Source organism: Amycolatopsis sp. NPDC051071 (assembly GCF_040682875.1).
GTDB lineage: Bacteria > Actinomycetota > Actinomycetes > Mycobacteriales > Pseudonocardiaceae > Amycolatopsis.
In genome coordinates this window covers 74,130-99,095 of the sequence record NZ_JBFBBY010000005.1, presented here as the reverse complement: position 1 = coordinate 99,095, position 24,966 = coordinate 74,130, and the positions used below count along the sequence as shown (strand labels likewise).

At 68.1% G+C, this 24,966-nt stretch carries 29 protein-coding genes; 9 read left to right on the top strand and 20 right to left on the bottom strand.

From position 1 onward, the window contains the following. Window positions 1–50: 50 nt before the first annotated feature. From AB0M65_RS03230 to AB0M65_RS03200, 7 genes are all read right to left on the bottom strand, one after another. The gene (locus AB0M65_RS03230) at window positions 51–1,250 is read right to left on the bottom strand and encodes an AAA family ATPase (RefSeq protein ID WP_364020610.1); all 1,200 of its coding nucleotides are present in this window, start codon (window positions 1,248–1,250) and stop codon (window positions 51–53) included. A gap of 75 nt (window positions 1,251–1,325) precedes the next feature. After that, window positions 1,326–1,652 (bottom strand): hypothetical protein, encoded by a 327-nt coding sequence (locus AB0M65_RS03225; RefSeq protein WP_364020608.1) that lies wholly within the window; start codon window positions 1,650–1,652, stop codon window positions 1,326–1,328. Between the two features lie 45 nt (window positions 1,653–1,697). Further along, entirely contained in the window at window positions 1,698–1,997 is a 300-nt protein-coding gene (locus tag AB0M65_RS03220; RefSeq protein WP_364020606.1) for a hypothetical protein, read from the bottom strand. Window positions 1,998–2,029: 32 nt separating this feature from the next. Beyond that, on the bottom strand, window positions 2,030–2,194 hold the full coding sequence (locus AB0M65_RS03215; RefSeq protein WP_364020603.1) for a hypothetical protein: 165 nt from the start codon (window positions 2,192–2,194) through the stop codon (window positions 2,030–2,032). A 927-nt stretch (window positions 2,195–3,121) separates the two neighbouring features. Next, entirely contained in the window at window positions 3,122–5,953 is a 2,832-nt protein-coding gene (locus AB0M65_RS03210) for a BTAD domain-containing putative transcriptional regulator (RefSeq protein ID WP_364020600.1), read from the bottom strand. Then, complete coding sequence (locus AB0M65_RS03205) at window positions 5,953–6,387, bottom strand: hypothetical protein (RefSeq protein ID WP_364020598.1); 435 nt, start codon at window positions 6,385–6,387, stop codon at window positions 5,953–5,955. Before AB0M65_RS03205 ends, AB0M65_RS03210 begins: the two co-directional genes overlap by 1 nt. Before the next feature lie 36 nt (window positions 6,388–6,423). Further along, window positions 6,424–6,813, bottom strand: a complete 390-nt coding sequence (locus AB0M65_RS03200; RefSeq protein WP_364020595.1) for a hypothetical protein — start codon at window positions 6,811–6,813, stop codon at window positions 6,424–6,426. Window positions 6,814–6,903: 90 nt separating this feature from the next. Between AB0M65_RS03200 and AB0M65_RS03195 the strand changes: the two genes are divergently transcribed. Further along, entirely contained in the window at window positions 6,904–7,392 is a 489-nt protein-coding gene (locus AB0M65_RS03195; protein ID WP_364020593.1) for a hypothetical protein, read from the top strand. 8 nt (window positions 7,393–7,400) lie between these two features. On the opposite strand, the gene AB0M65_RS03190 is transcribed toward AB0M65_RS03195, so the two are convergent. Genes AB0M65_RS03190 through AB0M65_RS03150 form a run of 9 tightly spaced genes read right to left on the bottom strand, consistent with a single transcriptional unit; the run spans window position 7,401 to window position 14,380 of the window. Then, window positions 7,401–7,868: a TadE/TadG family type IV pilus assembly protein gene (locus tag AB0M65_RS03190; RefSeq protein ID WP_364020590.1), complete on the bottom strand. Its 468-nt coding sequence runs from the start codon at window positions 7,866–7,868 to the stop codon at window positions 7,401–7,403. Then, entirely contained in the window at window positions 7,865–8,800 is a 936-nt protein-coding gene (locus AB0M65_RS03185) for a hypothetical protein (protein ID WP_364020589.1), read from the bottom strand. Before AB0M65_RS03185 ends, AB0M65_RS03190 begins: the two co-directional genes overlap by 4 nt. Before the next feature lie 51 nt (window positions 8,801–8,851). Then, a complete protein-coding gene (locus tag AB0M65_RS03180; RefSeq protein WP_364020587.1) occupies window positions 8,852–9,304 on the bottom strand; it encodes a TadE/TadG family type IV pilus assembly protein in 453 nt (150 codons plus the stop codon). Between the two features lie 2 nt (window positions 9,305–9,306). Beyond that, a complete protein-coding gene (locus tag AB0M65_RS03175) occupies window positions 9,307–9,504 on the bottom strand; it encodes a hypothetical protein (protein WP_364020584.1) in 198 nt (65 codons plus the stop codon). Between the two features lie 53 nt (window positions 9,505–9,557). Then, window positions 9,558–10,451, bottom strand: coding sequence for a type II secretion system F family protein (locus AB0M65_RS03170; RefSeq protein WP_364020582.1), 894 nt, complete (start codon window positions 10,449–10,451; stop codon window positions 9,558–9,560). Further along, window positions 10,448–11,377 (bottom strand): type II secretion system F family protein, encoded by a 930-nt coding sequence (locus AB0M65_RS03165; RefSeq protein WP_364020579.1) that lies wholly within the window; start codon window positions 11,375–11,377, stop codon window positions 10,448–10,450. The genes AB0M65_RS03170 and AB0M65_RS03165 overlap by 4 nt, the downstream gene beginning before the upstream one ends. After that, on the bottom strand, window positions 11,374–12,750 hold the full coding sequence (locus AB0M65_RS03160; protein WP_364020576.1) for an ATPase, T2SS/T4P/T4SS family: 1,377 nt from the start codon (window positions 12,748–12,750) through the stop codon (window positions 11,374–11,376). The genes AB0M65_RS03165 and AB0M65_RS03160 overlap by 4 nt, the downstream gene beginning before the upstream one ends. Further along, the gene (locus tag AB0M65_RS03155) at window positions 12,747–13,670 is read right to left on the bottom strand and encodes a carbon monoxide dehydrogenase maturation protein (RefSeq protein WP_364020574.1); all 924 of its coding nucleotides are present in this window, start codon (window positions 13,668–13,670) and stop codon (window positions 12,747–12,749) included. The genes AB0M65_RS03160 and AB0M65_RS03155 overlap by 4 nt, the downstream gene beginning before the upstream one ends. Continuing rightward, the gene (locus AB0M65_RS03150) at window positions 13,670–14,380 is read right to left on the bottom strand and encodes a hypothetical protein (protein WP_364020572.1); all 711 of its coding nucleotides are present in this window, start codon (window positions 14,378–14,380) and stop codon (window positions 13,670–13,672) included. The genes AB0M65_RS03155 and AB0M65_RS03150 overlap by 1 nt, the downstream gene beginning before the upstream one ends. Before the next feature lie 350 nt (window positions 14,381–14,730). Between AB0M65_RS03150 and AB0M65_RS03145 the strand changes: the two genes are divergently transcribed. Beyond that, complete coding sequence (locus tag AB0M65_RS03145) at window positions 14,731–15,006, top strand: hypothetical protein (RefSeq protein ID WP_364020569.1); 276 nt, start codon at window positions 14,731–14,733, stop codon at window positions 15,004–15,006. Between the two features lie 502 nt (window positions 15,007–15,508). On the opposite strand, the gene AB0M65_RS03140 is transcribed toward AB0M65_RS03145, so the two are convergent. After that, window positions 15,509–15,871: a hypothetical protein gene (locus tag AB0M65_RS03140; RefSeq protein WP_364020566.1), complete on the bottom strand. Its 363-nt coding sequence runs from the start codon at window positions 15,869–15,871 to the stop codon at window positions 15,509–15,511. Between the two features lie 28 nt (window positions 15,872–15,899). On the opposite strand from AB0M65_RS03140, the gene AB0M65_RS03135 reads away from it, so the two are divergent. Next, window positions 15,900–16,073 carry a hypothetical protein gene (locus tag AB0M65_RS03135; protein ID WP_364020563.1) on the top strand — a complete coding sequence of 58 codons (174 nt, stop codon included), beginning with the start codon at window positions 15,900–15,902 and terminating at the stop codon, window positions 16,071–16,073. 233 nt (window positions 16,074–16,306) lie between these two features. After that, on the top strand, window positions 16,307–16,948 hold the full coding sequence (locus AB0M65_RS03130; RefSeq protein ID WP_364020655.1) for a prepilin peptidase: 642 nt from the start codon (window positions 16,307–16,309) through the stop codon (window positions 16,946–16,948). A gap of 354 nt (window positions 16,949–17,302) precedes the next feature. Here the strand turns inward: AB0M65_RS03130 and AB0M65_RS03125 are convergent, their stop codons facing one another. Continuing rightward, window positions 17,303–17,662 (bottom strand): DUF6355 family natural product biosynthesis protein, encoded by a 360-nt coding sequence (locus tag AB0M65_RS03125; protein ID WP_364020562.1) that lies wholly within the window; start codon window positions 17,660–17,662, stop codon window positions 17,303–17,305. Between the two features lie 327 nt (window positions 17,663–17,989). Next, a complete protein-coding gene (locus AB0M65_RS03120) occupies window positions 17,990–20,242 on the bottom strand; it encodes an NB-ARC domain-containing protein (protein WP_364020559.1) in 2,253 nt (750 codons plus the stop codon). Between the two features lie 283 nt (window positions 20,243–20,525). Between AB0M65_RS03120 and AB0M65_RS03115 the strand changes: the two genes are divergently transcribed. From AB0M65_RS03115 to AB0M65_RS03095, 5 genes are all read left to right on the top strand, one after another. Beyond that, entirely contained in the window at window positions 20,526–20,981 is a 456-nt protein-coding gene (locus AB0M65_RS03115; protein ID WP_364020556.1) for a helix-turn-helix transcriptional regulator, read from the top strand. A 187-nt stretch (window positions 20,982–21,168) separates the two neighbouring features. Continuing rightward, window positions 21,169–21,612 carry a hypothetical protein gene (locus AB0M65_RS03110; protein ID WP_364020555.1) on the top strand — a complete coding sequence of 148 codons (444 nt, stop codon included), beginning with the start codon at window positions 21,169–21,171 and terminating at the stop codon, window positions 21,610–21,612. Then, complete coding sequence (locus tag AB0M65_RS03105) at window positions 21,609–22,733, top strand: MAB_1171c family putative transporter (RefSeq protein WP_364020554.1); 1,125 nt, start codon at window positions 21,609–21,611, stop codon at window positions 22,731–22,733. Before AB0M65_RS03110 ends, AB0M65_RS03105 begins: the two co-directional genes overlap by 4 nt. Beyond that, the gene (locus tag AB0M65_RS03100; RefSeq protein ID WP_364020553.1) at window positions 22,730–23,179 is read left to right on the top strand and encodes a nitroreductase family deazaflavin-dependent oxidoreductase; all 450 of its coding nucleotides are present in this window, start codon (window positions 22,730–22,732) and stop codon (window positions 23,177–23,179) included. The genes AB0M65_RS03105 and AB0M65_RS03100 overlap by 4 nt, the downstream gene beginning before the upstream one ends. A 5-nt stretch (window positions 23,180–23,184) precedes the next feature. Next, window positions 23,185–24,393 (top strand): amidohydrolase family protein, encoded by a 1,209-nt coding sequence (locus tag AB0M65_RS03095; protein WP_364020654.1) that lies wholly within the window; start codon window positions 23,185–23,187, stop codon window positions 24,391–24,393. A 47-nt stretch (window positions 24,394–24,440) separates the two neighbouring features. Here the strand turns inward: AB0M65_RS03095 and AB0M65_RS03090 are convergent, their stop codons facing one another. Then, window positions 24,441–24,956 (bottom strand): NUDIX hydrolase, encoded by a 516-nt coding sequence (locus tag AB0M65_RS03090; protein ID WP_364020551.1) that lies wholly within the window; start codon window positions 24,954–24,956, stop codon window positions 24,441–24,443. Between the last annotated feature and the right edge of the window lie 10 nt (window positions 24,957–24,966).

The window sequence follows — 24,966 nt, the reverse complement described above, 5'->3', positions numbered from 1 at the left end:
GTGTGTCCTTTCCGGACGGTAATGGGTGGTGGGAACCGGTGGGGAAGTGGCTAGAACTGTTCGCCGACGGCGAGCGGGGCGACGTGGGCGCCGAATATGTTGCGGACCACGTCGGCGACGATGTCCTGGTCTTCTTCCGGCGCGGCGGCGATCAGGTTCCCGGCAGCGGTGACGGTGTCCAGCGCGGCGGCGGTGTCTTTGAACGCGAGGAGTTCCCGCATCTGGGGCGCCCATCCGATCTCGCCCTTCTTGTGCCGTGCGGCGAGGTTTTTCGCGACCCGTACCGCTTTCGGGTCGGCCCCGATCCGGGTGGCGAGGTCGTAGTCGGTGGTCACCTGGATTTTGACCCGGAACCTCGACGCCAACGCGGGGCTCAGTACCGCGCCGTGTACCCCGGGGTTGTGCCCGCCGACGACGTAGAACCCGGGTGCGGCGTCGACACGTTCCCAGTTGTTGGTCTTGATGGTGATGTGCCCGCGCCCGTCCATGATGGGGTACACCACCGCGAGCACGGGTGCGGGAATCAGGGTGAAGTCGTCGATGAAGAATGCGCGCCCCTCACGCATCGCGGTCACCAGAGGCCCGTGCGCGAATTCGTAGGTTCCGCCCGGGGTGGGCACGTACCCGCCCACAATGTCGTCGACCGTGGTGTCGCTGTCGCCGGGAAGGGTCACCGCGTCACCGAACGCGGCCTCGACCAGTGACGTCTTGCCCGTCCCCGGGGGCCCGTACAGCAGGGAGGGAATCTTGTTCTGCCGCAACCGACGCAACACCGTCACGTCCGAGCTACCCGCGAGCTTGCGCGGGTGGTAGAGCTGCCCGTTCGGGCGCCGTACCGGTGCGGTCACCAGCGCGGGCGCGGGCGCCTTTTTCGGCGCGGGGGCACGTTTCGGCGTGACGGGCGCGGGCGGCGTAGTGGCGTCGCCTGTCACGGGTTCGGTGGTGCGCGTGCTGATCACGGCGGTCGCGGCGGCGGCGGGGGTGTTGGCGTTCGCGCGGTAGGCCCGGGACGGGTGCCCCATGTAGTCCGCTTCCCCGCGCGTCGCCAGGGTTTCCAGGGCGTTGCCGACCGCACCGGATGATCGGTTCAGGAGACGGGCGGCGGCGCCCGCCGTCAGTCCGGTATTGGCGGGTTGCCGGGTGAGCAGTTCGGCCACCATGCGGCGGAGTTCGCCGTTGCGCAACCGGTGGGCCGCGCCCGGGGCGGCGGGCGCGGTGCCCGTGGCCGGAGTCGTGGCGTGCGTCGTCATCGTCCTGGTTTCCCTTCAGAGCAATGGGTTCAGTGGTTACTGGCGCGGCGGGGACCAGTGCGGTTGGTGCGGGTGTCACGCGCGGCGCAACGTGGTGGTGAGCGCGAGCACGGCGTGGCCTTCACTGGGGGCGGGGTATTCCGATCCGTCGGCGGTCACCACCCGCCATTCCGACTGTCGCACGATGTCGGCGGGAAAGTAGCTACCGACAAACGCGCCGTCGGGCCCGGTTACGGTGCCGTACAACAGTTGTTGACGGTCGGCGGGGTCGATCACCACACCCGTGACAGTGCATTCGTTTTCGGTGTTGGTGCGGGTCACCACTTCGGGTTGCACGTCGCGGCCCATGGCAGGGTCGACCACGTACACCACGCGTTCCGGCGCGTCGTCGGTGCCGTTCACGGTGTTGCCCCTTTCGTTGCGGTGTAGCGGTTTCGTGCTAGGTGATCAGTGGGCGCGGCGGGGAAGTCGGCCGACGACGGCGACGGTGTGGGTAGTGTCGTCGTAGGTCGCGGCGTCGATGACGAGCCCGCATCCGTCGCACTTGTACAAGGGTTCAACCCATCGTTTGGGGGCGTGGGCGGTGTCATCGCCGTTGCTGTCGATCATGCAAAAACCGCTACTGTGTGGCGCGTTCCCGCACACGCACACCCAGCGTTCGCAATCGTGGGCGGTGATCGTGGCGACGGTGGCGGCACGCATGGTCGGTACGTCCGGGTACGGCGTGGCGGTGTTGTGGTGGTTCATGGTTGTTCGGTCCCCCTTTCGCGGTGGCACGGTCAGTGGGTGGCGGCGAATTCGGCTTCCGCTGCTTCGGCGTCGCGAATGTGGGTTGCGGCGGCGGCGTCGGCGGTGTCGTGGTCGGGGTAAGTGTTGGACCAACCGCAATAGCAATGCGCGGTGGCGGTGCCGTCCGGGTTTTCGGTGGTGTCGGCGTAGCACATAGCAATCCCCAATCGCGTGTTTGCCGGATTCCGCTTTCCGGGGATTCATTCGCACCCGGTGCGGTGGTTTGTCATGATTTCCGGTTTCCCGGTGACACAACAAACGTAACTCGACCCCGGGCGCCGCGCAATAGATTTCCCGGGTTAATTTCAGGGAATTTCGCCTATCTTTTCGCGCGAATGAGCACACTTGAACGGAAATGTTTGTGCAGGTCAGCCGGTTGTGGATTATCCGAGAGAGGACCGGTTGACGACGGGTGAAACCGCGGATAAATGTAGCTTTTTTCAATGAATAGAAAGAGAATTGAAGAGAAGAAGAAAGCGAGCAAGGTGCCAAGGTGGGCATTAATGAAACGATGACGGAGCCGCGTGACATCGCCGCCGGGCCTGATGTGTTCACCTGCTTGGCGTCAAGCGAGTCTGGGATACCGGTGGATCCCCCCAGAGGGGGTTTGACCTGGGAGAACGTCTGACACGGGGGGATCCACCTTAAGCGGATACCGGAGAACGAGGCTGATAGGCCGGGCCTGTGGCCCCACGAGTGGCAGTCACGCTCCGGGACGGCGAAGGCCGCTGCAGTGGCACCACGTGATCGCACCGACGGACATGACCCGGCGATCGGCGTGCTATCCGCGCACGGCGAACCACGGCGACCTCGAAGTGTCTTGTCGGCGCGCGGGCGTCGCCACCGACACTCGACGAGAAAGACGGCCAGCGTTATCAGGGAATACGATTGTGCGCCCACGAAGTTCTTTTTCTTCAGCCTCGACGGTTGTGATGCCACAGTCGACGCTAGCATCGGCACGGTCGGGCTAGCGGCGGGAAATCGAGGCATTTCGCTGTTCCACACAAATACCTCTACCGCCTGGTAATCGCACCTCGGTTCCGGCTTCGACGAGGCGTGTTCGAGAACAGGCGGTGTGGCATTCATGGCGACGCGGATCGGGAGGAGTTCTCGACCGGTATCCCGGTGTCGTGGGCGCGTAGCCGCTGGGCGAGATCGACGGTGTCCGCGGTGGGCGTGGTGTCGAGTTCGGTGAGGCGGGTTCGCAGGAGGTCCAGGGTGCGGGAGATGGCGTCGTGCCGGTCGAGGGTGTGCTGCAGCCGCATGATGTCGCGGTACAGCAGTTCGTTGTGTGGGTCGAACGCTCGCGCGGTTTCCAGCAGATCGAGGGTGTAGTCGGGGTCGGTCCCGACGCGGGCGCGGGCGAGCGCGGCCACGGCGTCGAGCGCGTCGCGCCGTGTCGCTTCCCGGGCGGCGGTGAGCCAGTCGGAATCCAGGCCGTCGGCCAGGGCGCCGCCGTAGTGGGCCACGATCGCCTCGTAGGCATCGGCGCGCCGCTCAGCCGTGCCGGCGGTGCGGCGGCGGGTCACCGCGTCGGTGAAGGACCAGTAGTCCACCTCCATCACGGCCGGGTCGAGCCGGTAGTGCCCGTGCTCGGCCAAGACCAGTTCACCGACGGTGCCACGGGTCGCGCTATCGAGAGTGCGGCGGATGCGGGACAGGATCGTGCGCAGCACGCTGGCAGGGTTGCGGGGCGGGTTGTTCGGCCAGAGGGCGTCGACGATGGCGTCCCGCGACACCCCGCCGGGATGCACCGCGAGGAAGACCAGGAGTTCGAGCGGGCGGTTGCTCAGCTCACGCAGCTCAGTCTCGGGATGGCCGGGTCCGGGTCGCCAGCGCAGGGCCGGTGCGCCGAACACCGTCAGCGCCAGCGGCGCGGGTGATCCCGGATCCCTGCGTGCCACAGGTGGGCGTGGTTCCTCGGTGGGTTCGCCGGCCGGTGACGGTTCCGGCGCGGTTGGCCCCGCGATGATCTCCAGTCGTCGCGGGTCGTCGCCGGCGTTCCGCGGCGAGGTGTCCGGTGGTGTCGCTGCCTGCCGGGGCTTGGGGGCGTCGCGGGGCGGGTTACCGTCGACGCTGTCGTGGGGTGCGGCGCCGCGGAGGAAGGCCAGGAGGTCGCGGGTCGCGGTCTCGGGCAGGGTGAAGGCTCGGGTCCCGCGCAGGGGTTCGCCGAGTCCGGGATCGGTGGCCGAGATCATCCCAGGCCCGGTGACGTAGGCGGTCACACCGGCGCGCCACTGGCCCAGCAGCAGCGCGGTGAGCCCGTGCTGGGCGTTGTTGTCGAGCAGGTGCTGCAGCCGCGCCTGCTGGCCGGGGCCACCGGGTGGGGATGCGATCAGGACGGCGGGCCGCGGCAGCGCCTGGGCGTCGAGAGCGGCCAGGGCGGTGTCCAGGTCGGCCACCACGATGATCGATGTCGGCAGGTCTGCGGCAGCTGCCGACACACCGAGCAGGCGGGTCACGTCGGCGCTGGGCACGTAGACCCTGAGCGTGGTTGCGTTCTCGAAAGAGTCGGCCAGGAGCGTGAGCAGCAAGGCACGGGCCGCGGCGTAGCCGCCCGGCCCGACCAAGCCCAGCCCGTGGACACGGGCCAGGTCGAGGGCGACCTGAGTCCCCGAGCCTGCGGTGAAGGCCTCACCGTCGGTGTCGAGGCTTGTGGTGTCAAGCGCGATGTCGACCACGGACGGCAGCGTCGCCGGTCCAGGGACACTGCCGGTGAGTGCGGCGGCGCCGATCACGCGGCGGACACGAGGTACGAACACCGTCAGCGTGCCCTCGTTGTCCGTTCCTTCCGGTGCTGTGCTCGAGCGCGGTGCCAGGGCGCCGGCCGCGGTGTCGGTCTCGGCGTTCAGTTCGCGGTCTTCGTCGTGGTGCCGGGCGCGCAGATGGGCCAGCCGCAGCTGGTACACGACCGGGGCGACGGGCAGGTCGTCATCGCGCCGGCCGCTGCCCGGCCGGTACTGGGCGTAGTGCCGCCGTCGGGCGAGCAGGAGCAGGGTGCTGACCGCCGCGGCCAAGCCCAGGCTGACGAACACCTCACCGCTCCCCCAGGTCGCGCCCCCAGCAGGTTTATCCGACGCGGGGACGTCGGCAGGCATCGCGGCCGGAGCAGTCTCCGAGGACGGTGGCATGGTCGTGCTGGGTGCCGGCGGTGCTGGCTCGGGCGCGGGCAACGAGGGGGCGGGCGTCGATTCCGGCAGGGGCGGCGCAGGCAGCGTGGTGGCGGCGGCGGGGAGGCGGAGGGCGTCGCCGGGGTGGATCAGGTTCGGGTTGGTCAGGATCCGTCCGCCGGGCTGGGCGCTGCCGTGGTTGAGGGCCCAGATTTCCGGCCAGCGATCACCCTCGCCGAGGCAGCGTTGCGCGATCCTCCACAGCGAGTCGTGCACCCCGTTCTCCGGTGGCCGGACCCGCTCGGTCCCGGGCTCGGCCGGAAACCGGGTCTGTTCATGGGCGACCGGTGTCGCGGAAACGGGAGCGGTGACGGCCACCGGACTGTGGCCGGCGGGGAGGTCCGCGGCGGTGGCGGTACGGCCCAGCACGGCCACGAGCAGGGCGCCGACGAGCACGGCCGCGACGCGCCGCACCGGGCCTGTCTGTCGTTTCAGGTCCGGCAGTCGGGCGCCGCGCGCGACGTCGGCCGCGCACGCGGCGAGATCCACGACGAACACCAGCCACAGCAGCCAGGCCAGGCACGCGAGCGTGTCGAGCAGGAACCGTGGCGACATCTGCGTCATCAGCGCCGTGCCGATCTCGTCGAGGCTCGGCAGGTGATCCGGCAGCGGCCAGCCCACGCCGTGGACCAGCGCCCAGGGCAGGCCCGCCACCAGCGCGGCCAGCACGACGGCGGCGAGCGACCCGCGCACCGCCCGGCCCAGCAGCCGCGCGGCACGCGCGATCGGTGCGCGGCCGATCATCAGCTGCTCGCCGCGCCGACCGCTACTCGCCCGTTGCCGGCGGACTCCGGTGCGGGAAGTGCCGGCGCGGTAGGTCGGGCGGCGCGCGGCCCAGCGGCCGCTGGGGTGTCCTTGCCGGGGGTGCCGTTGTTCTTCGCGGTGCCAGGGCGTTTGCGTTTGCCGCCGCGGGCGGGCTTGGCTGCCTGGTCGCGCCAGCGGGTGAGGTCCGTGGCGGGGACGTCGGTGACGGCGGCGAGCTCGGGCACGTCGATGACGTCGCCGGCTGCGGTGAGGGCTTCGCCGAGCTCGCGCTCAACGTCGGCGAGCTGCCCGGCCAGCTCGGTGTGACGGCGGGCCAGGGCGCCCACAGTGCCGGCCGCCTGGGCACGGCGCGCGCTACGCGCCGAATCTCGTTCCTCGATGCGGCGGGTGATCTCGTCGTCGGTGGTGACCATGCCGGTGTTCTCCCTCCAATATGTGCGGGCCGGGGGTCAGGGCTCGATGCCGGTGATCCCGCGCTGCGGATGTGCTGCGCCTCGCCCGTGGGTGTGGATGTCGTCGATCCCGGCCAGCGACAGCAGCTGGGTCCGGTAGACGGCGGTGACCTCGACGATCACCGTGTCCCCTGCGGTCGCGACGGTGCCGGTGGCGCCGACGCTGGCCAGGTATCGCTGTGCGAGGTCACGCGCCTCTACCGGATCGACGCGGACAACACCGTTGGCGCGATAGGCTGCGAGGTCGAGCGCCTGGGCGCCGGCCCGGGCGGCGGACTCGGCCTGCCCGCCGGCGCGGACCTTGCTCGCCAGGGCGAGGCCGCCGTCCAAGCTCAGCCCGGTCAGAGCGAGCAGCCCGAGCAGGAGAGCGACCACGAACGCAGTCACCCGGCCTTCGTCCGCACGCCACCACCAGCGCAGGCGGCACACGGACGCGCCGGGCACGCGGGCGCACGGCGGGACAATGGGGTGACGAGAGTGAGCGGCGTGACCGCGTGGCACGAGGCCGGGCACACGGTCCTCTACCCGCTGCAAGGCCGATCGCTGCGCTACGTCACGCTCCGGCCCCGTACGGCCGGGCGCGCCGGCTTCACCGCGGTCCGGTCCCGCCGGGTCGACCTGGGAACCCAAGCGGTCGTCGCCCACGCCGGACCACTCGCCCAGACACGCTATGTCCTCGAGGCGACCAGCGCTGCTGACCGCCTCTATGACGGCGTGCCCGACGAGGACGTCCGTCTCGATGCCTACCTGCTCGGCGGGCACGACGACCTCGCCCTGATCGTCCAGGCCCGCCAGGCGTACGGGTTCTCTGACCGGCGACCCGATCTGTGGGCCGAGATCGTGCAGGACCTCGTCGACCGGCACTGGACGGACATCGGCCGTATCGCCGAAGCGTTGCTCGAGCATCGGACGCTGCCCGGTGCCCAGCTCCGCGCCTGCGTTCCCGCGCTTCCGCTCGTGCGCTGACGACGCCATCAGGCACCACCGCGCCGGGCCTGGGACCGGTAGGTGTCGACGACTTCGCTGGCGGACGAGATCAGGATTTTTCCGCCGGGGACGCCGAGCAGGACAGCTTGCCCGAAGTCCACGATGCAGCGCACCTGCACGGTCACCGCACTGGCAGGGGCCAAGGTGCCGGACATCGTGGTCGTCACGTCGCGGCACACCACACCCGCCTGAGCGAGCGCGGAGCCGACGGTGTCGCGGGCGGCGGCGGTAGCGGCCGTGGTGGTGCGGTGCAGCGTGGCGGCACGGGCGGCCTGATGCGCGGCGTCGTCGAGCCGCAGCCGCGCGTCGACGCCCCGGTGCACCACCACAGCCAGCAACACCAGCAGCATGACCAGCACCGGCGTCAGCAGGACGGCTTCGGCGGTCACCGAACCGCGCTCGGCACGCCACCAGGCCCGTGCCCCGTCGACCAGCCGGCTTCCTTGCCACCTCACGGCTTCCGCTCCCCTGCCGGGTCACCTGCTCCGGGTGGTGTGGTCGTGCGGTGCGATGGAAGCAGCGTGAGGCGGGGCCACTGCGAAGGTACCTGTTCCCAGGGAAATTCCCCGGCGTGGGTGAGGTCGCGGGCGGCGGTGACGTGAGCGAACACGTTCCGCGGCAGCAGTTCCGCTGCGCCGGTCAGGCCACGCAGCTCGTCACGGCCGGGCAGCGCGGCCAGGACACGATCAGTGCGGCAGGTCAGGTCGGTGCGCCGCAGCTTCGCTTCCCACGCGCGGGTCAGCAGCACGCAGCCGCGCAGATGCCGGGCGACCTCGCTCAGACCCTCATCGATCGAAGTGACCGCCTGGCGTGCCGCGGCCACCAGGTCCTCGCCGGCGTCGGGATCGGTGGCGAGTTCCTCGGCGAGGACACGCGCGTCGCGGCCGCGGTCCAGACAGCACAGGGTCTCCCACACCACCCGGTGCGCCTCACCGGGCAGGGCAGGGTCGATCCAGGCGCGGGCCGGTGTGCGGTGCAGCTCGTCGACTCCGGCCAGCAAGTCCCGCACCAGCCTCGCGGTATCGGTCCCGAGGTCGGCGAAATCCCTGCAGCGCCAACCCTCACCGCGACGCAATCGGGTCCGGGGAGTGTCAACGTGCAGCCGCCGCTCATCGCGGGCCGCGCACGCGGCGCGCCATCCGGCGAGCACGACGATCAGGACCACGGCGGCGAAAATGAACTTCCCGGCGAACCCGTCTCCCGACACCAGAGCGAATCCCACGACAGTCGCCCCGGCCAGTCCTTTCAGGACACTGCCAGGTCGCACCGCGGCGAGGGCCTGTCGGCGCCGCCAGTGGCGTGCGGTGACGGCGGGATGGAGCAGCACGGTGTCCGGCCCGTCCGGGAACACGCCGTCGAGCACCGGCGAATGGCTGAGGTTACCCATCAGGAAACTCCTGTCGGTCTCGCACCAAAAGCTCTTGCTGGTAAGGAAAAGTCAGGGTGTGGTGCCCGTATCGGGCACGAAGCGCTCGACCTCACCGGCGGATTCGGCGTGCACGTGCAGCTGCACACCAGGCAGAACCGTCGCGGCCTCACCACGGACACTCACTGACACCGAGGTCGCGTCACGGGTCACAGAGAGCTGGGGGCCACGTAGTGGGCCGGCGGCGAGGTCGTCGAGCAGCCGCCGTCCCGCGGCGTGGCCGGCACCGGCGGTGCCGTGCTGGACACGGGCGGCGGCGAGGGCTTGCGAGGCGGCGGCCTGGGCGACGTGGGTCGCGTGGGACCACACGGCGAACTGAATGATCGCCAGCAACGCCAGCAGCAGCAACGGTGTCGCGATGACCAGCTCGACGGTGACCTCGCCCCGGTCCCCATACAACGCACGGTAAAGACGTCGGGCCAGCGGGCCGCGAGGACACCGCGAGATGACATGCCGGGCCGGCATGGCTAGCCGATCCCGAGGTTGATCGAAGTGGCCTTCGCGGTCAGTTTCGCGACGATGATCGCGATGATGGCGATCGCGGCGATGGCCATCAGGGCGGTAACGATGACGGTGGTGGTGATCTCACCGCGCTCGGGTTCGGCTCGCAGCACGGCGATCCTCGCCGACACCACTGTCCATATCGTACGGACGTATTGCTTCATGGCTCCTTCTTTCGTTTCCGAGCAAGGCTTTCTTCCCGCTAGGCACGGGCTGACTAGAGTCCGTTGAGGACCTGGATGACTGCGGGGTAGGCGATGAATCCCAGGAAGCCGAGAAACAGCAAGGTGACCGGCAGGGCCATGCGTTCGGTAGCGGCCTGGGCATCGGTTTCGGCGTCGGTGACCTGATGGGTGCGCAGCGCTTGGGCTTTCGCCGCCAGGGACGCACGAATGCGAGCACCCTCGGTCCCGGCCAGGGAGATCGACGCGGCGAGTTCGGCGAGTTCGGTGATGCCGAGTTCCTCGCCGAGCCGGCGCAGCGTGGCCCACGGGGTGGTGCGGGTCAGCTGGGCGGCGTGCAGCGCGCGGCGGATCTTGTCGAACGCCGACCCCGTCCCGACGGCCGCGGCGTCGCCGAGAGCGGCCTCGACCCCGGCTCCCCCAGCAAGAGTGATCCAGACAAGGTCGAGGAAGGCCGAGAGCGCGTCGCGGAACTCGCGCCGCGACCGGCTGGCCTTGGCGCGGACCTCAAGGTCGGGGGCCAGGAAGCCGAGCGCGGCGAGCACGAGCCCGGACAGCAGCGGCACCTCGATACCCAGCGACAGCCCGCCCAGGGCCAGCAACGCCTGCAGCAGCCACGGCGCCAGCAGCCCTGCAACGGCGAGCACGGCTTTGGACGCCAGGTGGGTGTCGACGCCGCGGCCGGTGACCCGCAAATCGGCCTCGATCTTCGCACCAGGCAGCCCGAACATCCGAAGGACGGGCACGAACACGCGGCCCCAGGCGCGCACCCACGCGGCGTCCCCGGCGAGAACGATCGGCGCAGCCGGCCGCGTGGCGCTGACCTGGGCGAGCTGGTCACTCAGTGCCGGGCGAGGTGGCACGGCCCAGGCCAGCAGCAGCCACAGCCCGGCACCAGCGCCCGTGCCGAACACGAGGGCGGGGATCATGAGCGCTCACCTCCACCAGCGGTCGCTGCGCCGTCTCGCACGCCGGTGGCATCCGGGGTGTCCAGGGCAAGCACCCGCGGTTGCCGTCCGCCGGTCGCGATCCGGGCGAGCCAGGCGAACCCGGCCGCGAACAAGCCCGCGATGAGCAGCAGGACGAGCTGGCCGGTGGCGGTGTTGTAGACGTCGAGGTAAGCGCGGTTGAACACCACGACCCCGACAGCGAAGGCGGCGGTGGTGGCGACGATGACCCGCACCGAGGTCCTGGTCCGCGCGCGGCCGGTCTCCACGCGCATCCGCATCGCGGCCTGCTCGCGGGCGGTGGTGGCCAGCGAGCCGAGCAGGTCGCCGAGCTGGCGGGCCTGATGCTCGGCCGCGAGCACGAGAGCGGCGAGGACGAGGTCCGCGGTCGGGTCGTCCAGCTCGCGTGCGAGAGCACGCAGGGCCGGCGCCAGGCGCTGCCCGCTTTCCAGCCTCGCGGTGAGGGTGGCGACCTCGCCGCGGATCGCGGCGGGCGCAAGTGGGGCGGTGGCGAGGATGGCTTGCTCGAGCCCCGCCGCGGCGGACAGGACGTCGCGCAGCATCTCCGTCCACGACGCGATCGCCTCGATCCGCGCGACCCTGCGGGTGTGGGCGCGGTCCGGGCCGACCAGCCGGGGCAGGAACCACGCTCCAGCGGCGGCCAGCACCGCGCCGGCCACCCACCCGGTCGCGGCCCCGGTCAGCACGCCCGCGCCGATGGCTACGGCCAGGCGCAGCAGCACCCGCCGGTCTCCGGCCTGGGCGCGTGCGGCGCGCAGCAGCGTGTGAGGGCGCGAGGGTGACGGTACCGCTGCGGGCCGGCGCCAGGCGGCCACGATCAGCAGCACCCCGACGGCGGCGCCCAAGCCAAGTGCGGCGGCGAGCATGGTGGTGGTGTCGATGATCATGGCGTCCACCGCCCCTCCGGACGGGCCAGCAGGTCCGGGTCGAATCCGGCGGCGGCGAGGTCGTCGAGGGTGTCGGCGCGCAGGGCGCCGGCCACCGGGACGGCGCGGCGGTCCGGGCCGCGGCGGTAGACCTCGTTGGAGATCACCGCCCCGTCCTCGGCGTCGATCACCTCGCGGATCGAGGCGATCACCCGCGTCGTCCGGTCTGCGGCTCGGTCGAGGTGGACCACGAAATGCACCGCCGACGCGACGAGCAGCGCGGTGGCCTCCAGCGGTAGCCGTTCCGGTCCTTGGGCGGCGTAGGAGGCAAGGCGGGTGAACGCGATCTTCGAACTCGACGCGTGGAGGGTGGCCATGGAGCCGTCGTTGCCCTGGGACATCGCGTTGCACATCGGAATGACTTCCGCGCCCCGGATCTCCCCGACGATGACCCGGTCCGGGGACATCCGCAGGCCCCAGCGGACCAGCTCCGCCTGGTCGATGGCGCCTTCGCCCTCGACGTTGGGTTCGCGGGCCTGCAGGGCGGTGACATCGGCGTGCCGCTCGGGATCCCGGTCGAGACCGAGTTCGAAGGCGTCCTCGATCGTGACGATCCGCTCCAGCGGGTCCATCTCCGCGGCCAGGCCCCGCAGAAGCGTGGTCTTCCCGGCGCCGGTGCCGCCGGTGATCAGCACGTTCTTCCGCGCACGCACCATCGCGCGCAAAAACCGTTCCAGGCTGATGTCGAGGGTGCCGCGGCGACGTAGCTGCGGGAGGGTGGCGGTGAGGTAGCCGTGCCGGCGGATCGTGCACGCCGTCACCCCACCCGCCGTCAGGCCGAGGACCGCGAAAAGCCGCTCGCCGCCGGGCAGCTGGAGGTTCAGTGCCGGACTGCCGCGATCGAACCTGCGCTCCTCTGACGACGCCCGGGCGGCGAGGGTGCGGATCAGGTCGGTGAGTTCCGTGTCCGATGAAGCCACCGGCGCTACCTGGGCACGGCGGCCGTCGTTGTACTGCACGAACACCCGGTCGAAGCGGTTGACCGCGATCGTCTCCACCGTTTGATCTGCCAGCAGCGGTTGCAGCCCACCCAAGCCGAACACCTCATCCAGTACCTGGTCGACGACGCGCTGCTCGGCTACGGAGTCCACGAGGGCGCGTCCGGCGAGGAGTTCGGCCTCGCTGTGTGCGGCGACCGCGATGTCGAGGACCTCGCGGCCAATCTCGCGACGCCGCGCCACGCTCAACGCATCGCCGCTCGTACTGGACGCGGTCTCGACCCGGCCAGGCAGGTCCGTGGTCAGCGCCTGCCGGAGCCGAGCGCGCAACCGCTGCTCGGCAGCCCCCAAGCCGGTCGCGACGGACGATGCGGCGCGGTGATGGGTCTGAGTCATGCGAGTGGCTCCTTCCCTGCGGTGCTGGGCTGATGGCCGTTGTGCCGCGCATCACTCACCTGCGGCGGCGCGGACGCCGGGTGTGGCCCGAGTCCGGGCGGGGTGATGAGCACGCCACCGGGTCGGCGCACCTGCTGGGCAGGTACACCCGGGACACCGGCCGGCATGGCCGCCGGTGGTGAGGCGGTGGGGCCGATGGGTTCGGCCAGGGTGCGGGCGAGTGCGGCGACGTGGTGGGCAAGGCCACCGTGGGTGCCGCGGCGGCGGGCCGGTGGCGGCCGGTGCCCGGCCGGGGTGGCGGCAGCGACCGGATCGTGCGGGAGACGCCCGATAGCGGGTATCCCCAGCTCCCGCTCAACATCCACGGTCGGATAGCCATCACCGGTCAGCAGCAAGCCGGGACGTGGCGTCCAGCACGCCAGTTCTCCCAGCCGCACCGCGGCGTGGGCGAGGTCGTCGCCCTGAGTACCAGTCACCAGCACCAGAGCGTCGGCGCGGCGCGCGATCGCCTCGGCCGGTGATCCGGGATCCACCCGCCCGCAATCGGCGAACACCACCACCCCCGCGTCGCGGGCCACGACGGGCAGCAGCGGCCCGTCCGGAGCCGCGACCAGAGTCGACAGCGCGGCACGCGCGTGAGTACCACCGGGCGGGGCCACCAGTGCGCGGGCACCGCCGGGCACGGCCTGGGTGTGGCCCCACACCACCGCGGGATCACGGGTACGGCGTGCCGCGGCGGCGAGACTCACCAGCCCCGGGGTGCCCGGCAGGCCGAACCGCATCGCCACATCACCCCCGGATGGGTCGACCTCGGCGACCAGACGGCGTGTGCTCGCGGCGTGCGGCCACGTCATGGCCAGCGCGACGGCCAGGGTGGTCACGCCCGGCGAACCCTTCACCGAGCACAAGGCGATCAGCATCACCGCTCACCGCCCGCCGGTTGCATCACCAGCGCCAGCTGCCCAGCCGGGACCTGCGCTAGCTGTGACGCCCCTGCGGTGTCGAGATCCAGCGACACCACGGTGGCCTGATCCGTGCCCGCAGGAGCGACCCCCACGACCGTGGCACGCCAGGACGTCCCCGGCGCTTGTCCGGTGGCCGAGCTTCCTGCAGCGGTGGCAGCGGTGACCACGACGGTCACCGAGGCTCCGGCGGCCAGCTCGGGCGGGGCCTGCCCCGGCTTCACGACGACCCCGACCACCGCACGGCCCGTCCCGGGGATCGCGGCAGTGCCCACCGCGTCCAGAGTCAGCAGCGCTCCCGCACCGAGGCTGGTCGCCATCGGGCGCCCCAGCACGCTGGCCGCCTGATCCGCCGGAACCAGGGATACGCCCGGCGCGGCGGACACGTCGATGCTGCGCAAGTCCGCAGGCGTCAGCACATGCCCGAGCAGGGCCGGCTTCGCCAGCACCAGCACCGGAACCCGGTCCTGGGCGCTGGTCGTCCACCACACCGCGCCACCGACACACAGCACCACCAGCAGCATCCCGGCCACCAGATGCGGCAACCGGCGACGACGACCCCGGCGCGCAGCCGACCCTGCCGGCGAACCCGAGGAATCCAGCCACGACCCCGGCCGGGCTTCGCCAGTCGCGATGTCGCCGCGCGCGGAACTGTCAGTACTGGTCACGAGAATCCCTCCAGGCATAGCTCACCCGCACCACGTATTCACCCGGCCAGAAATGCCGCCACTAATACACGGTCAGGAAAAGGTAAGAGAAAAACTGCTGATTCAGTTGGGAACGTCGTCCGGGTTATCCGGTGCCCAAGGCTTGAGTTTCGGCGACCCTGAAGGACGCCGCTGCGCTGGTGGTCATGTCCGGGAACGTGCCGGACGCCCCAGCGCCCGACCACGTGATCCGCCACGACACCGTCGCCACGGCAGGAAACCGCTCGCCCGGCGCACCGGCCGACGAACGCTGGTAGGTGTGGCCACAATCGGGCGAGACCGCCTGCGGATCCGCCTGAGCGGCGAACGGGGTGCCCGGCCCAGCGCAAGACACGGTGCTGCCGTCGCCCATCGCCCAGGACACGGAGGCCGGGCTCGCCGTCGCGGTGACCGACACGCCGGGAACCGAAGCCGTCGCCGACTGCGGCCGCCACATCGCACGGTCCAACCACAGCCACGTCGGCAGCTGCACCAGCTGGGTTCCAGCTGGGCTTGAGCTAATCACCGGACTCGGCAACCGCAGCTGCGACCGCGCCTGCTCGGCCAACTCTTCTGGCGAAGGCAGCGGCGCGGCACCCGGTGCCTGACCATCAGGAATCCACACCGGCGCCCGGTAGAGCGCGTCCCGCTGCCCCTCACCGGAACACTGATAGACGTACCACGCGCCACCCGGACCTGGGCCTTGAGCTAGCGCTACGGCTTGAGACCGCGGGTGGGCCAGCGACACGAACTGCACCTCGCCGAAACCCGAGCGGTGCGGGTAAAAGCTAACCGTCTGCACCCCGTTCGCCGGTGGCTGGTAATTGCTGCGCACGTACGAGCAATTCGCCTGGTTGCTGTTACCGCCGACAATCCGGTCGCCGGGCGACGGAAGGGCCTTGCCCTGTTCCCCGGCCTGTGATCTGGGCGCGCCAGGTTTCGGTGCTGTGCCCGGCCGCGGGGCGGGGTACCCGCCGCGCCCTGCGCCGAGGTCGCAGTAAGGCGAGGGATCGCTGCTGCAGTCGACACTGCCCCAGCCGCCGGCTAATGCCGGTGTAGTCATGCACAGGAACAGGGAGTAAACGAGGACTGCGGATGTGCCCGTTCTCTTTAGCATGTTCCTACATCCTGAATCGCGAAGTCGGTGACTTTCCAGGACCCGTCGACCGCCTTTTTCGCCATGGCGTTGATGTGCCGACGCCCGCCCGGGCCGTCGTTGGCCAGCTGACCGTTGTCGGCGCGATACTTGATCCAACGACTGTCATCGCCGCAGTCCACAATGTTAACCGTGGTCGGATTGTCGACGGGGTCAACAGATTCGACCAGCGGGGCATTCTCCGGCTTTCCTTTGGTAACGAGGCCGTTGTAGCGGTCGGCATACAAGCCACGCGCGATCTTCGACAGCGCTTCAGCTGTCGCGTTCTGGACCAATTTCGGTGATTGCCAGTCCGAAGTCGTCGCGGCGTCAGCCATGTCGCTCCACATACCCAAGTAGGCGGCAGTGGCCGCCCGCTTGGCGATGTCGGCCGGTGAGGCGGCCGTGGCGCTCGGGGCGCGTGGCGGTACCGGCGTCGAAGGAGTCGGGGTTGCGGCGTTGTCCGAGCTGCAGGCGCCCAAGCCGAGTCCGATCGCCGAGGCGAGGGCGGTCAGGGCGAGCCGGGTACTGCGGCAGTAGTTCATTACGGTCCCCCGGTTCGTGGACGGTCGCGGCTCAGCGTGGGCGAGCCACACCGTGACGCTCATCGGCGTCAAGGGCGGCTCAAGACCGACTTTCGTGGTGCTGGGGCCTCGGGCGGCTGTCCTCGCGCGAAATTCACCCATTGGTTTGAGAGCAGGCCAGCCTGAAGATCGCACGGGCAGGATGCTGTACAGGGTGATCACACGAGGGCCGGAGGAGTCGTGCCGCTGATGGCGAGCAGCTGGTGGTGGAGCAGCGGTGCTGCCGCAGGCGGGCTGATGCTCGGTGCGGCAGCGAGCGGACTCACGCGTCGATTCCTGCGACAGGAGCGGACGTTGGCCGGGGCGTGGTGGTTCGGCGCGGTGCTCACAGCAGCCGCCCTGTTTTTGCTGGGCTGGCGTGTGGGAGCCCGAGGCGAACTCGCCGTCTATGGATTCGTGGCCGTGCTGGCGGTTCCCCTGGCGGTGATCGACTGGTGTGAACACCGGCTTCCCCGGGCCTTGACGTGGCCGCAGCTTGTCGGTGCCATGCTGGGGTTCGTGGTGTTGTGCTTGGTCCGTCACGACCCAGCCTCGGGTGTTCGAGCGCTTGCCGCACTCGTCTCGGCGAGTGGGCTGTTCCTGATCCTCGCCGTGGCCACCGGCGGGGGTGTCGGTGCCGGCGACGTCAGCGCCGCCGCGGTGGTCGGTCTGGTGACCGGTTGGATCGGCTGGGCCCAAGTAGTCGAAGCGCTGCTGACGGCCTCGCTGCTCGCGTTTGTCATGATCGCTGCGCCCGGCGTCCGACGCCACGATGACGACGGTGCCACGGTGGCGCCATTCGGGCCGTGCCTCCTGACAGGCGCGCTGGTCGTGGTGCTGGCAAGCGGGTAAAACGCCCCTCGTCAGGCATGGTCGTTGCGTGGATGTCCGGTGTTCCACTGTTCTCCCCTCCTTTCCTGAGAACCTTCATGGCGGGTGAGGTCCTATCGGTTGGCGTGCTTACGGCGGGGTTGCCGGAGTGGCGCTTGAGGGGAGGGGCGCCACCCCGGCAGTACTTCCGCCGATCCCCGATAAACCGACGGAAGTGCTTGTGGTTAAGCAGTTAGTCAGAGCGGCGTGACGGGCCAGGCTGGGCGGCGAGCCTGGCCCGTCACGCCGCGTCCGGGGCGGCTCCCCGGACTGCCAGAGCTATCGCCGCCGATCAGCAAATCCAGGATCGGCGACGACTGCTCTGACGAGTCTGGATCACGCCGGGCCGTAATAGCCTGGGATGCAGCGGGTTCCCCCGTTCCACCATGCTCCGGTCACCCTCCATTTGATGACTGGTTGGAGGTTGGTGGTCCCGGGGCCGACGCAGTAGTGGAAGAGGGAGCCCCAGAAATCCTCGACGTCGAGCATCACGGTGGAGCCCGTACCACCATCGCAGTGCCGATATTTTCCCCAGCCGAGATATCCGCACCCCTCGCTGACGGTGACGGGGCCACGAGGCGCTGTTTCTCTTGCTGTGGCCGCGTTTGCCGTCGCGCCCGATCCTGCGATGGCGAGCGCGGCCACAGCTCCAGCAAGGCCATAACGAATTGCCCGAGTCCGCGAAATAGCAGTCATGTCTTCAGTCCTCACAGTCGACGGTCAATCGAAAGGCGATCTCTTCCGGGAACAAAAGCCCCGATGTGATCCGAGAGGGGCGTTCGAGTGGTTCTGCCAACTACTATCCACCGCGGCGAGCCGACTGGAAACCATCCGGCGAGCACAAAGTTGTGCTCGTTTTGTGCCAACCTTGTCCCCTGTTTGTCATGACCAAAATGATGTTCATTAAGTGCGGCGGCGCGACTGGTCAAGACAAATATCCGAGCGCGTTACCCCGCGTTGAACAGGCAAGCCCGACCAGGTCGATGCCGGGCCGGGCTCGCGCTGACAGTCACGAAACTTGTTTCAGGGAACGGCTTTCTGCTGCACCAACAGAGCGATACGAGCCCGGACGTCAGTTCCCTGGGGGTCGTGAAGATCGTCGAGGATGTGCGCGGCTTGACTGTAAGCATCCCGAGCCGCAGCTATTTCTCCGAGTTCGGCGAGTGTTTCGGCGCGGGCAACGTGAGTTTGCGCTTGGGCCCAGCGTTCGCGATCAGCACGCCGGAGGACTAGGGCGGTGTCGAATTCTGCCAGAGCAGACCTGAACGCATGCCGCTGGCGAAGCATGAGACCGCGCTGGTGGTGCACGGATCCCAGCAAGGGCTTTGAGGCAAGTTCGCTTGCCTGGGTAAGTGCGGCCGCGGCGCTGGTGTCGGCTCTCGTGGTGTCGTTCAGTCGCTGGTGAACCGGGGCCGCCATACTCAGGGCGAGAACGGCTCCGAAGGTGCAGTCGGCCGAGAAGAACAGCTTTTCCGCTTGGGCGAAAGTGTCCCGCGCCTCGCCCAGGCGATCGAGCGCCGCGAGAGCTGAAGCCGTGCCTAAGGTGGTCCAGGCACGACATCCATCGTCAATGTCGTCGCTGTGAGCTTGGGTGGCCTGCTCGAAGCGGTCTAATGCTTCGTGATCGCGACCGAGTTCATGCAGAGCCCAGCCGAGATTTTGCAGGCAACGCACGACTCCGGCAGGGTTCTCCGCGGCGCGGGCAGCGTCGAGTCCGGCGGTGGCGAGCGTGAGCCACCCGGTCCAGTCTTTCGATAGATGAAAGTAAGGCAGGAAAGCGGTGGCAAGCTGCCACAGCGCATCTCCCGCCGAGACACTGCGAGCGGAGCGGACGAGGTTGATCACGGCAACGGCTTCCGTCGAGCACCAGCTCACCGCGGCGTCATATTCGCCGGCGAAAGTAGCGGGTCGGACACCGACGCCCTCGCGCGAGGGCGCCTGCCGCCCGAGCCATCCCGGCATAAGAACAGCGCTGGCCGCGGCCGCAGAGCTGGCATACCAGCGGATGACACGGTCACGGGCGCGTTCAACTTCCGATAGTGGTTCGTTGACAAGCCCGTGCAGATAGGCATATGCCCGAGTCAGTGGGCTCATCCTGATCCGACCCAACGGAGTCTCCTCAACCAGATGTGCACTCAGAAGCGCTGATAGCGCGTCGCCGGCGACCTCTTCGTCTACCTCGGCGAGCGCTGCGATACCGGCGGGACCAATGTCGAGTACCGGACTGATACCCAGGAGCCTGAACAGTCGCGCGGAACGAGGCGGCAGTGCAAGGTACGAGAGATCGATGGTGCCATGGATGTTGACCTCTCGGTCCGACGATGTGAAGACGTCGAGTACGCGGTCTCCGTCGGCGAGTTCCGCAGCCAGCCGCTGAAGCGTGGGCGGGCGCCTCCGCGCGAGCTGCTCCGCCGCGATCGCGATAGCCATCGGGAGACCACCACAAGTCTCGACGACCATGTCCGCGGAAACAGGATCCGCATCCACACGAGCATCGCTGGTTCGTTTCCGAAGCAGGGTCAGCGATTCTTGTTTACTCAGAGGTGGCACGACGAGGCGAAGTCCACCGGTCTTCATCAACAGGGCATCTTGGTACTCCCGGCTTGTGGTCAGAACGACGCTTCCTGCGCCGGGCAGAAGGTCCTTGACCTGTTCATAGCTGCCTATGTTGTCGAGTACCACGATGGCGGGGCGCTGCGAGAGCAGCGATCGGTAGTGTGCAGTTTTGTCCGGCAGGGGCGCTTCCAGCTGTACAGCATCGGCGCCCAGAGTACGAAGGAAGCCGTCCAACGCCGACTCCGATGTGAGAGGGCACCCCGGAGCGAGCCCGCGCAGGTCAGCGAAGAGGCAGCCTCCGGGGTAGCCGTGGACTGCGTTCGCGGCCCATTGGACTGCCAAGGCCGTCTTGCCGACCCAGTATTCGCCTTCGATCGCGACCAGAGCGGCTCCGCCCCGCTTCTCGACAGCCACGTCGATTTGTCGCAGCTGCTCAGCACGCCCTACGAAGCCTGGAACCGTGGCAGGCAACTGCATGGGGCGGATCGGCGCATTCTCGCCGACTCTCTGCTGCCGTGCCAGCCACTCAAGCTCACCTCCGGCACCGAGGGCGCGGTCGATCTCGCTCACCGCCGCCGGCAGCAAGGGACGCCAGCCATGGAGCATCTTCGACAGATAGCTGGCGCTGTAGCTGGTCATACCGGCCAGCTGGCCGAGCGTCACATCCCGCTCGCGGCGCCATCTCTCGACCGCCACCGCAAAACTATTGATATTCCTCAAGGCGCCTCCCCACGCTTCACTGCCTGCCCACCCCCACAAGCAGAGCGAGGGAAGCCCGGCAGGCGCGTACTACTGGGCGGGGACCCGGAGCCAGCACCTCTTGCCACGGTGCCGTTGATACGTTCGGAGATGTGCCCGCGAGGCCGGTTCCCCGCACAAGCTCATTCCGATATAGTGGAATGATCAAGAGTCACAGTACGTAAGAGCGGATCACGAGTCAACCATATCGGACAAGGGCGGCAGGAGATCCGGTATTCCGGACTGCCGCGCGGAGGGGTGCACGGTGTCCGAACCTGGCCACGACATGCACGGCGCATCGGGGGACGAGGCTGCCGGGGAGCCGTTCGCCGTGCTGCTGCGCCGCTTGATTGGTCTGAAGAAGCTCCCGGACGGCAGGCCGTACACCGTCGCCGAGGTGGACAAAGACCTCAATCGCGATCAGAAGCGGATCTCGAAGAGTCACTTGTACGGCCTGGTCAACGGCACCAGCGAACCAAGCCTGGAGGTTACCCAGACCCTCGCCGACTACTTCGGCGTGGAGTTGGAGTACTTCGGGAAGGGAACACGAGCACGCGCTTTGCAGAACCAGTACGCGTTGTTGGAGAAGCTGTCACACGACGGCGTGCAAGAAGTCGCGTTCCGCGCAAGCGAGCTTTCGGGCGACCAGTTGCGGAGCGTATTGGACTTCATCGAGTTCCAGTCCACTCGAAAGGATGCCCCAGGTAACACGTCTGGGTGACGTCGAAGTCGGTTCCCCGACGTGACGTGGTCTTTCTGCGACGATGCGGTCGGGTGATCAACAACGGGCTGGGAGGGCCGTCGTGAGGAACCTTCCTTCAGCGCTCCACCGCGAGTGGCGGGTGATGCGCTTGCGGAGAGATCTTCGCCGGCAGCTGGCCGCGGCGAGGATCGAAGGACCGACACCCATGACCGAGGTGTGCGAGCGCCTCGGCCAGCTGCGCGACAAGCCGATCCGGCTGATGCTGATGCCCATGGATGTGCCCGGCCCGTTCGGGCTGTGGTTGAGCACAGCCGCTGCAGACTTCATCGTGGTGCAGAGAGTCGGTACCACGTGGTTACACCGCGAGCACATCATCGCCCACGAACTCGGACATCTTCTCGCGGGTCATCCGACAGGTACCGGTGACGACTCGGTGTGGCGGGAGCTCATGCCCGACATTCCCCTCGAGATGATCCGTGGTGCGCTGGGGCGCACTACCTATGACAACAGGTTCGAAGAGGAAGCCGAAACTCTCGCCACCGTGCTGCTCGAGGCCACGGCGAAGGCGCAATCAGTCACCCTTCCCGGCTACTCGCCCCGTGCCCGACGGGCACAGACGGCGCTGGGTGATCCGATCGATCTGCTATGAACCTGACCCAGTTCCTGCTACTCGTGCTGGCCTGGTTCCTTTACAGGCTGGCGAAGTCGCCGCGCAACCCGGCGTTGTGGGCTGTGGTCGCATGTATCGCCTTCCACCTGCTGGGTTCCACCACGGGCATCGTGTACCTGCGCGTGTTCTTCGGCGAACTGCCGGCCTCCAGCACTGTCAAGCTCGTCATGAACCTCGCCCTGAACATCTCGCGGTACGCGCTGATGCTGTTCTTCCTGCTGTCCGCAGGTGGAACCCGGCGGCGCGCGCAGATCGAAGGTGCAGTCCTCGGTGTCGTGTGCGCTGCGATGACCACAACAGTTCTCGTCCTACCGCCGGAATTACGAGACAAAGCCTACCCGACCAGCGGTTCGCTCCCCAACACGATGTCCGCTCCCGGCGTCGCCCCCTTCTATCTCATCGGCGGTACCTACACGATCTACGCCACGATCCAAACCGCCCGCTGGGCCCTGCGCTACGCCAACGAGTCCCGGCACCGTGCCCGACTCGGCCTCCGTATTGCCGCAGCAGGGCTCGGGTTCGCCGCGACGGCGACAGCGGCACGAACCGTTGTCACGATCGTACGCTGGACCAGTCATCCCGGCTACGGGGGCGATCTCATGGCCGTCACCAACCGGCTGGTCCCCATCGGGACCTTCCTTTTTCTGGCCGGTGTGCTGTATGTCGGGCTCGCCGCACGGCTGTCCGCACTCCGTGTCTGGCTACGACACCGGCGTACGTATCACGAGCTACGGCCGTTGTGGGAACCGCTCCACACGGCATTTCCCGAGGGCCAACTCGACCGCGCTCCCACCTACAGATGGTTCGACCGCATCAGCCCATGGCGCATCGGCCACAAATACTGGCGACGCGTCATCGAGATTCGCGACGGTCTCCTCCAGATCAGCCCCCACCTCGTCGACCTCGGCTACGACGCAGCACGCCCAGCCGAGCAGCAAGCCGACACGATCCGAAGAGCGGTCGAACGACAGCGAGCGGGCACGGCACCGCAAGCCAAGACAGCCCTCACTGTCGCAGAACCCAGTACCACCAACATTAACGACGATGTGAACCAGCTCGTCCGTCTATCGCAGGCCCTGGCCCAGAAAGGTAGTCCGTGACCACCCCACCGAAAACCGAGATTCGCGACCGCAACGCTTTAGCACTCAGCAGGATCCGCGCTGGTGAACAGAAGCCGTACGAAGAGAAGACCTATGTCCTACGAGCACTGACCATCCCCGGCCGCTCAAGTGGACACGCGCGAACAGTTCCCATAGCCGTTGTGCAGCTCGACGGAACACGGTATGTCTGCGCGCCCGACCGAGGACGCGACTGGGTCCAGAACCTCATCGCAGCCAACCATTGTGACCTGGAAGGCGACGACCAACCACGACACCAGGCCGACCTCGTCGACGACGTGGCTGCAGCGGGTGCCGTCCATGCCTACCTCGCGAAACTCGGGAAGCCTTCGACAATGTGGCCCTTCCCAAGCGACGCCAGTCCCGAGGAGATTCATCGACACCTCGGCAGCATCGCCGTGTTCCGCCTCAAACCTCGCAACCCGTGAGCCCCATGACGCAGGCTACTAGCGACCGTCAGCTGCTGATCACCGCATCCCAGGTACTTCGTGGCCCTCGCGGCGGACACATCAGCGACGGCGCCGTTCTCGTCGAGGCCGGCACCATCGTGGCGGTCGGCACCCGACGCGCTGTTGAGCAGCAGGCCCAGCCCACCGCGGCCCACCTCGACTATCCCGATTGCACTGCGCTGCCGGGATTGATCAATTGCCACGTGCACCTGGCCTTCGACGGCGGCCCAGACCTCGTCACCACAGTCCGTGAGACGCCCGACACCGTCTTGCTCGACGGCATGGCCGAGCGGGCAAGACAACTGCTCCAATCCGGCGTGACCACCGTCCGGGACCTCGGTGACCGCGACGGGCTGGCCATCCAGCTCCGAGACAGAGTGAACCGCGGTGAAGAGATCGGCCCACGAATCGTCGCTGCCGGCCCACCGATCACACCACCACAAGGCCATTGCTGGTTTCTCGGCGGCGAAGCCGAAGGCGAACAACAGCTACGGCAACGGGTCCAGCGAAACGCCGACATGGGCGCCGACGTCATCAAAGTCATGGCCTCCGGCGGGCAAATCACCCCGAACTCCCCGCCGATGTGGCAAACCCAGTTCACGGAGAACGACCTGCGGATCGTCGTCGACGAAGCCAGCCAACTCGGGCTCCCCGTCGCCGCACACGCACACGGCACTCATGCGATCCAGGCAGCGGTCAACGCCGGCGTCGCCACAATCGAGCACTGCACGTGGCTACAATACGGCGGAGGAGGCTACGACACCCAGGACGCCGTGGCCCGCACGATGGCCGAGCGCAACATCTACGCCTGCGTTGCATGGCCTCCCGACTGGCAAGGTTTCATGGCGCGACTAGGAGCTGAACGAGCCGACATGGTCGTCAACAGGTTCCAATGGATGGCTCGCGTTGGCATACCCCTCATCCCCGGGACCGATGCAGGCCTACCTCGCTCAGGATTTACGGACTTCGCCGAGGCACTCAAGCTCTACAGTCACGTCGGCTACACAGCAGGCCAGGTCATCGAAATGGCCACCACAACCAGCGCGCAGGCCCTCGGCCTAAACCATGTCGGCCGGCTCTCAGCAGGCCACAGCGCTGACATCCTGATTGTCGAAGGCGACCCGACAGCCGACCTCAGTAGCCTGAGTCATTTGCAGCAAATATTGATACGTGGCGTTCCAACGATGAAATAAGGAACCCAACCAGAGTCTAACCGGCCTTTGCCGTAGCGCCCGAAACCTTACACAGTTCGACCAAATTCAGCGTATTGCGCTGAACCGTCCAGAAGCGCCCGATGCGCTACTTCAACTCGGCGAGCCATCGACGGACGAAGACGTTGCTTGGCAGCATCAGCGTAGAGGAACTCAAATCGACTAACCTCGTCGGCTGCTGGCCGAATCGCCAGAATTTGTTCATCGCTCAGAACGCCACCATCGAAGATGAGCTGGATGCTGTCACGCCAGACTCCATGAGTCGGCATCCAGTCGATGAGCAGTAGGCGACCGATCTGCAGGTCAATGCCGAGTTCTTCACGAACCTCGCGATAGCAAGCGGCTAGCGGCGACTCCTCATCCTCGGTCAGGCCTCCCGGAATGTCGAGGAATGGCTTGTAGGTCGGCGAGATGAAGAGCACACGTCCCGCATGATCACGGATGAGCACGCCTGCGGCCACATTCTTTCGAGGCAGTCGCCCGGCTATACCGGGGTTGAACTCGGCCTCCGGGTCGCCTTCGTCCTGCAAATCATGCCCGAACACTGCGCGATCA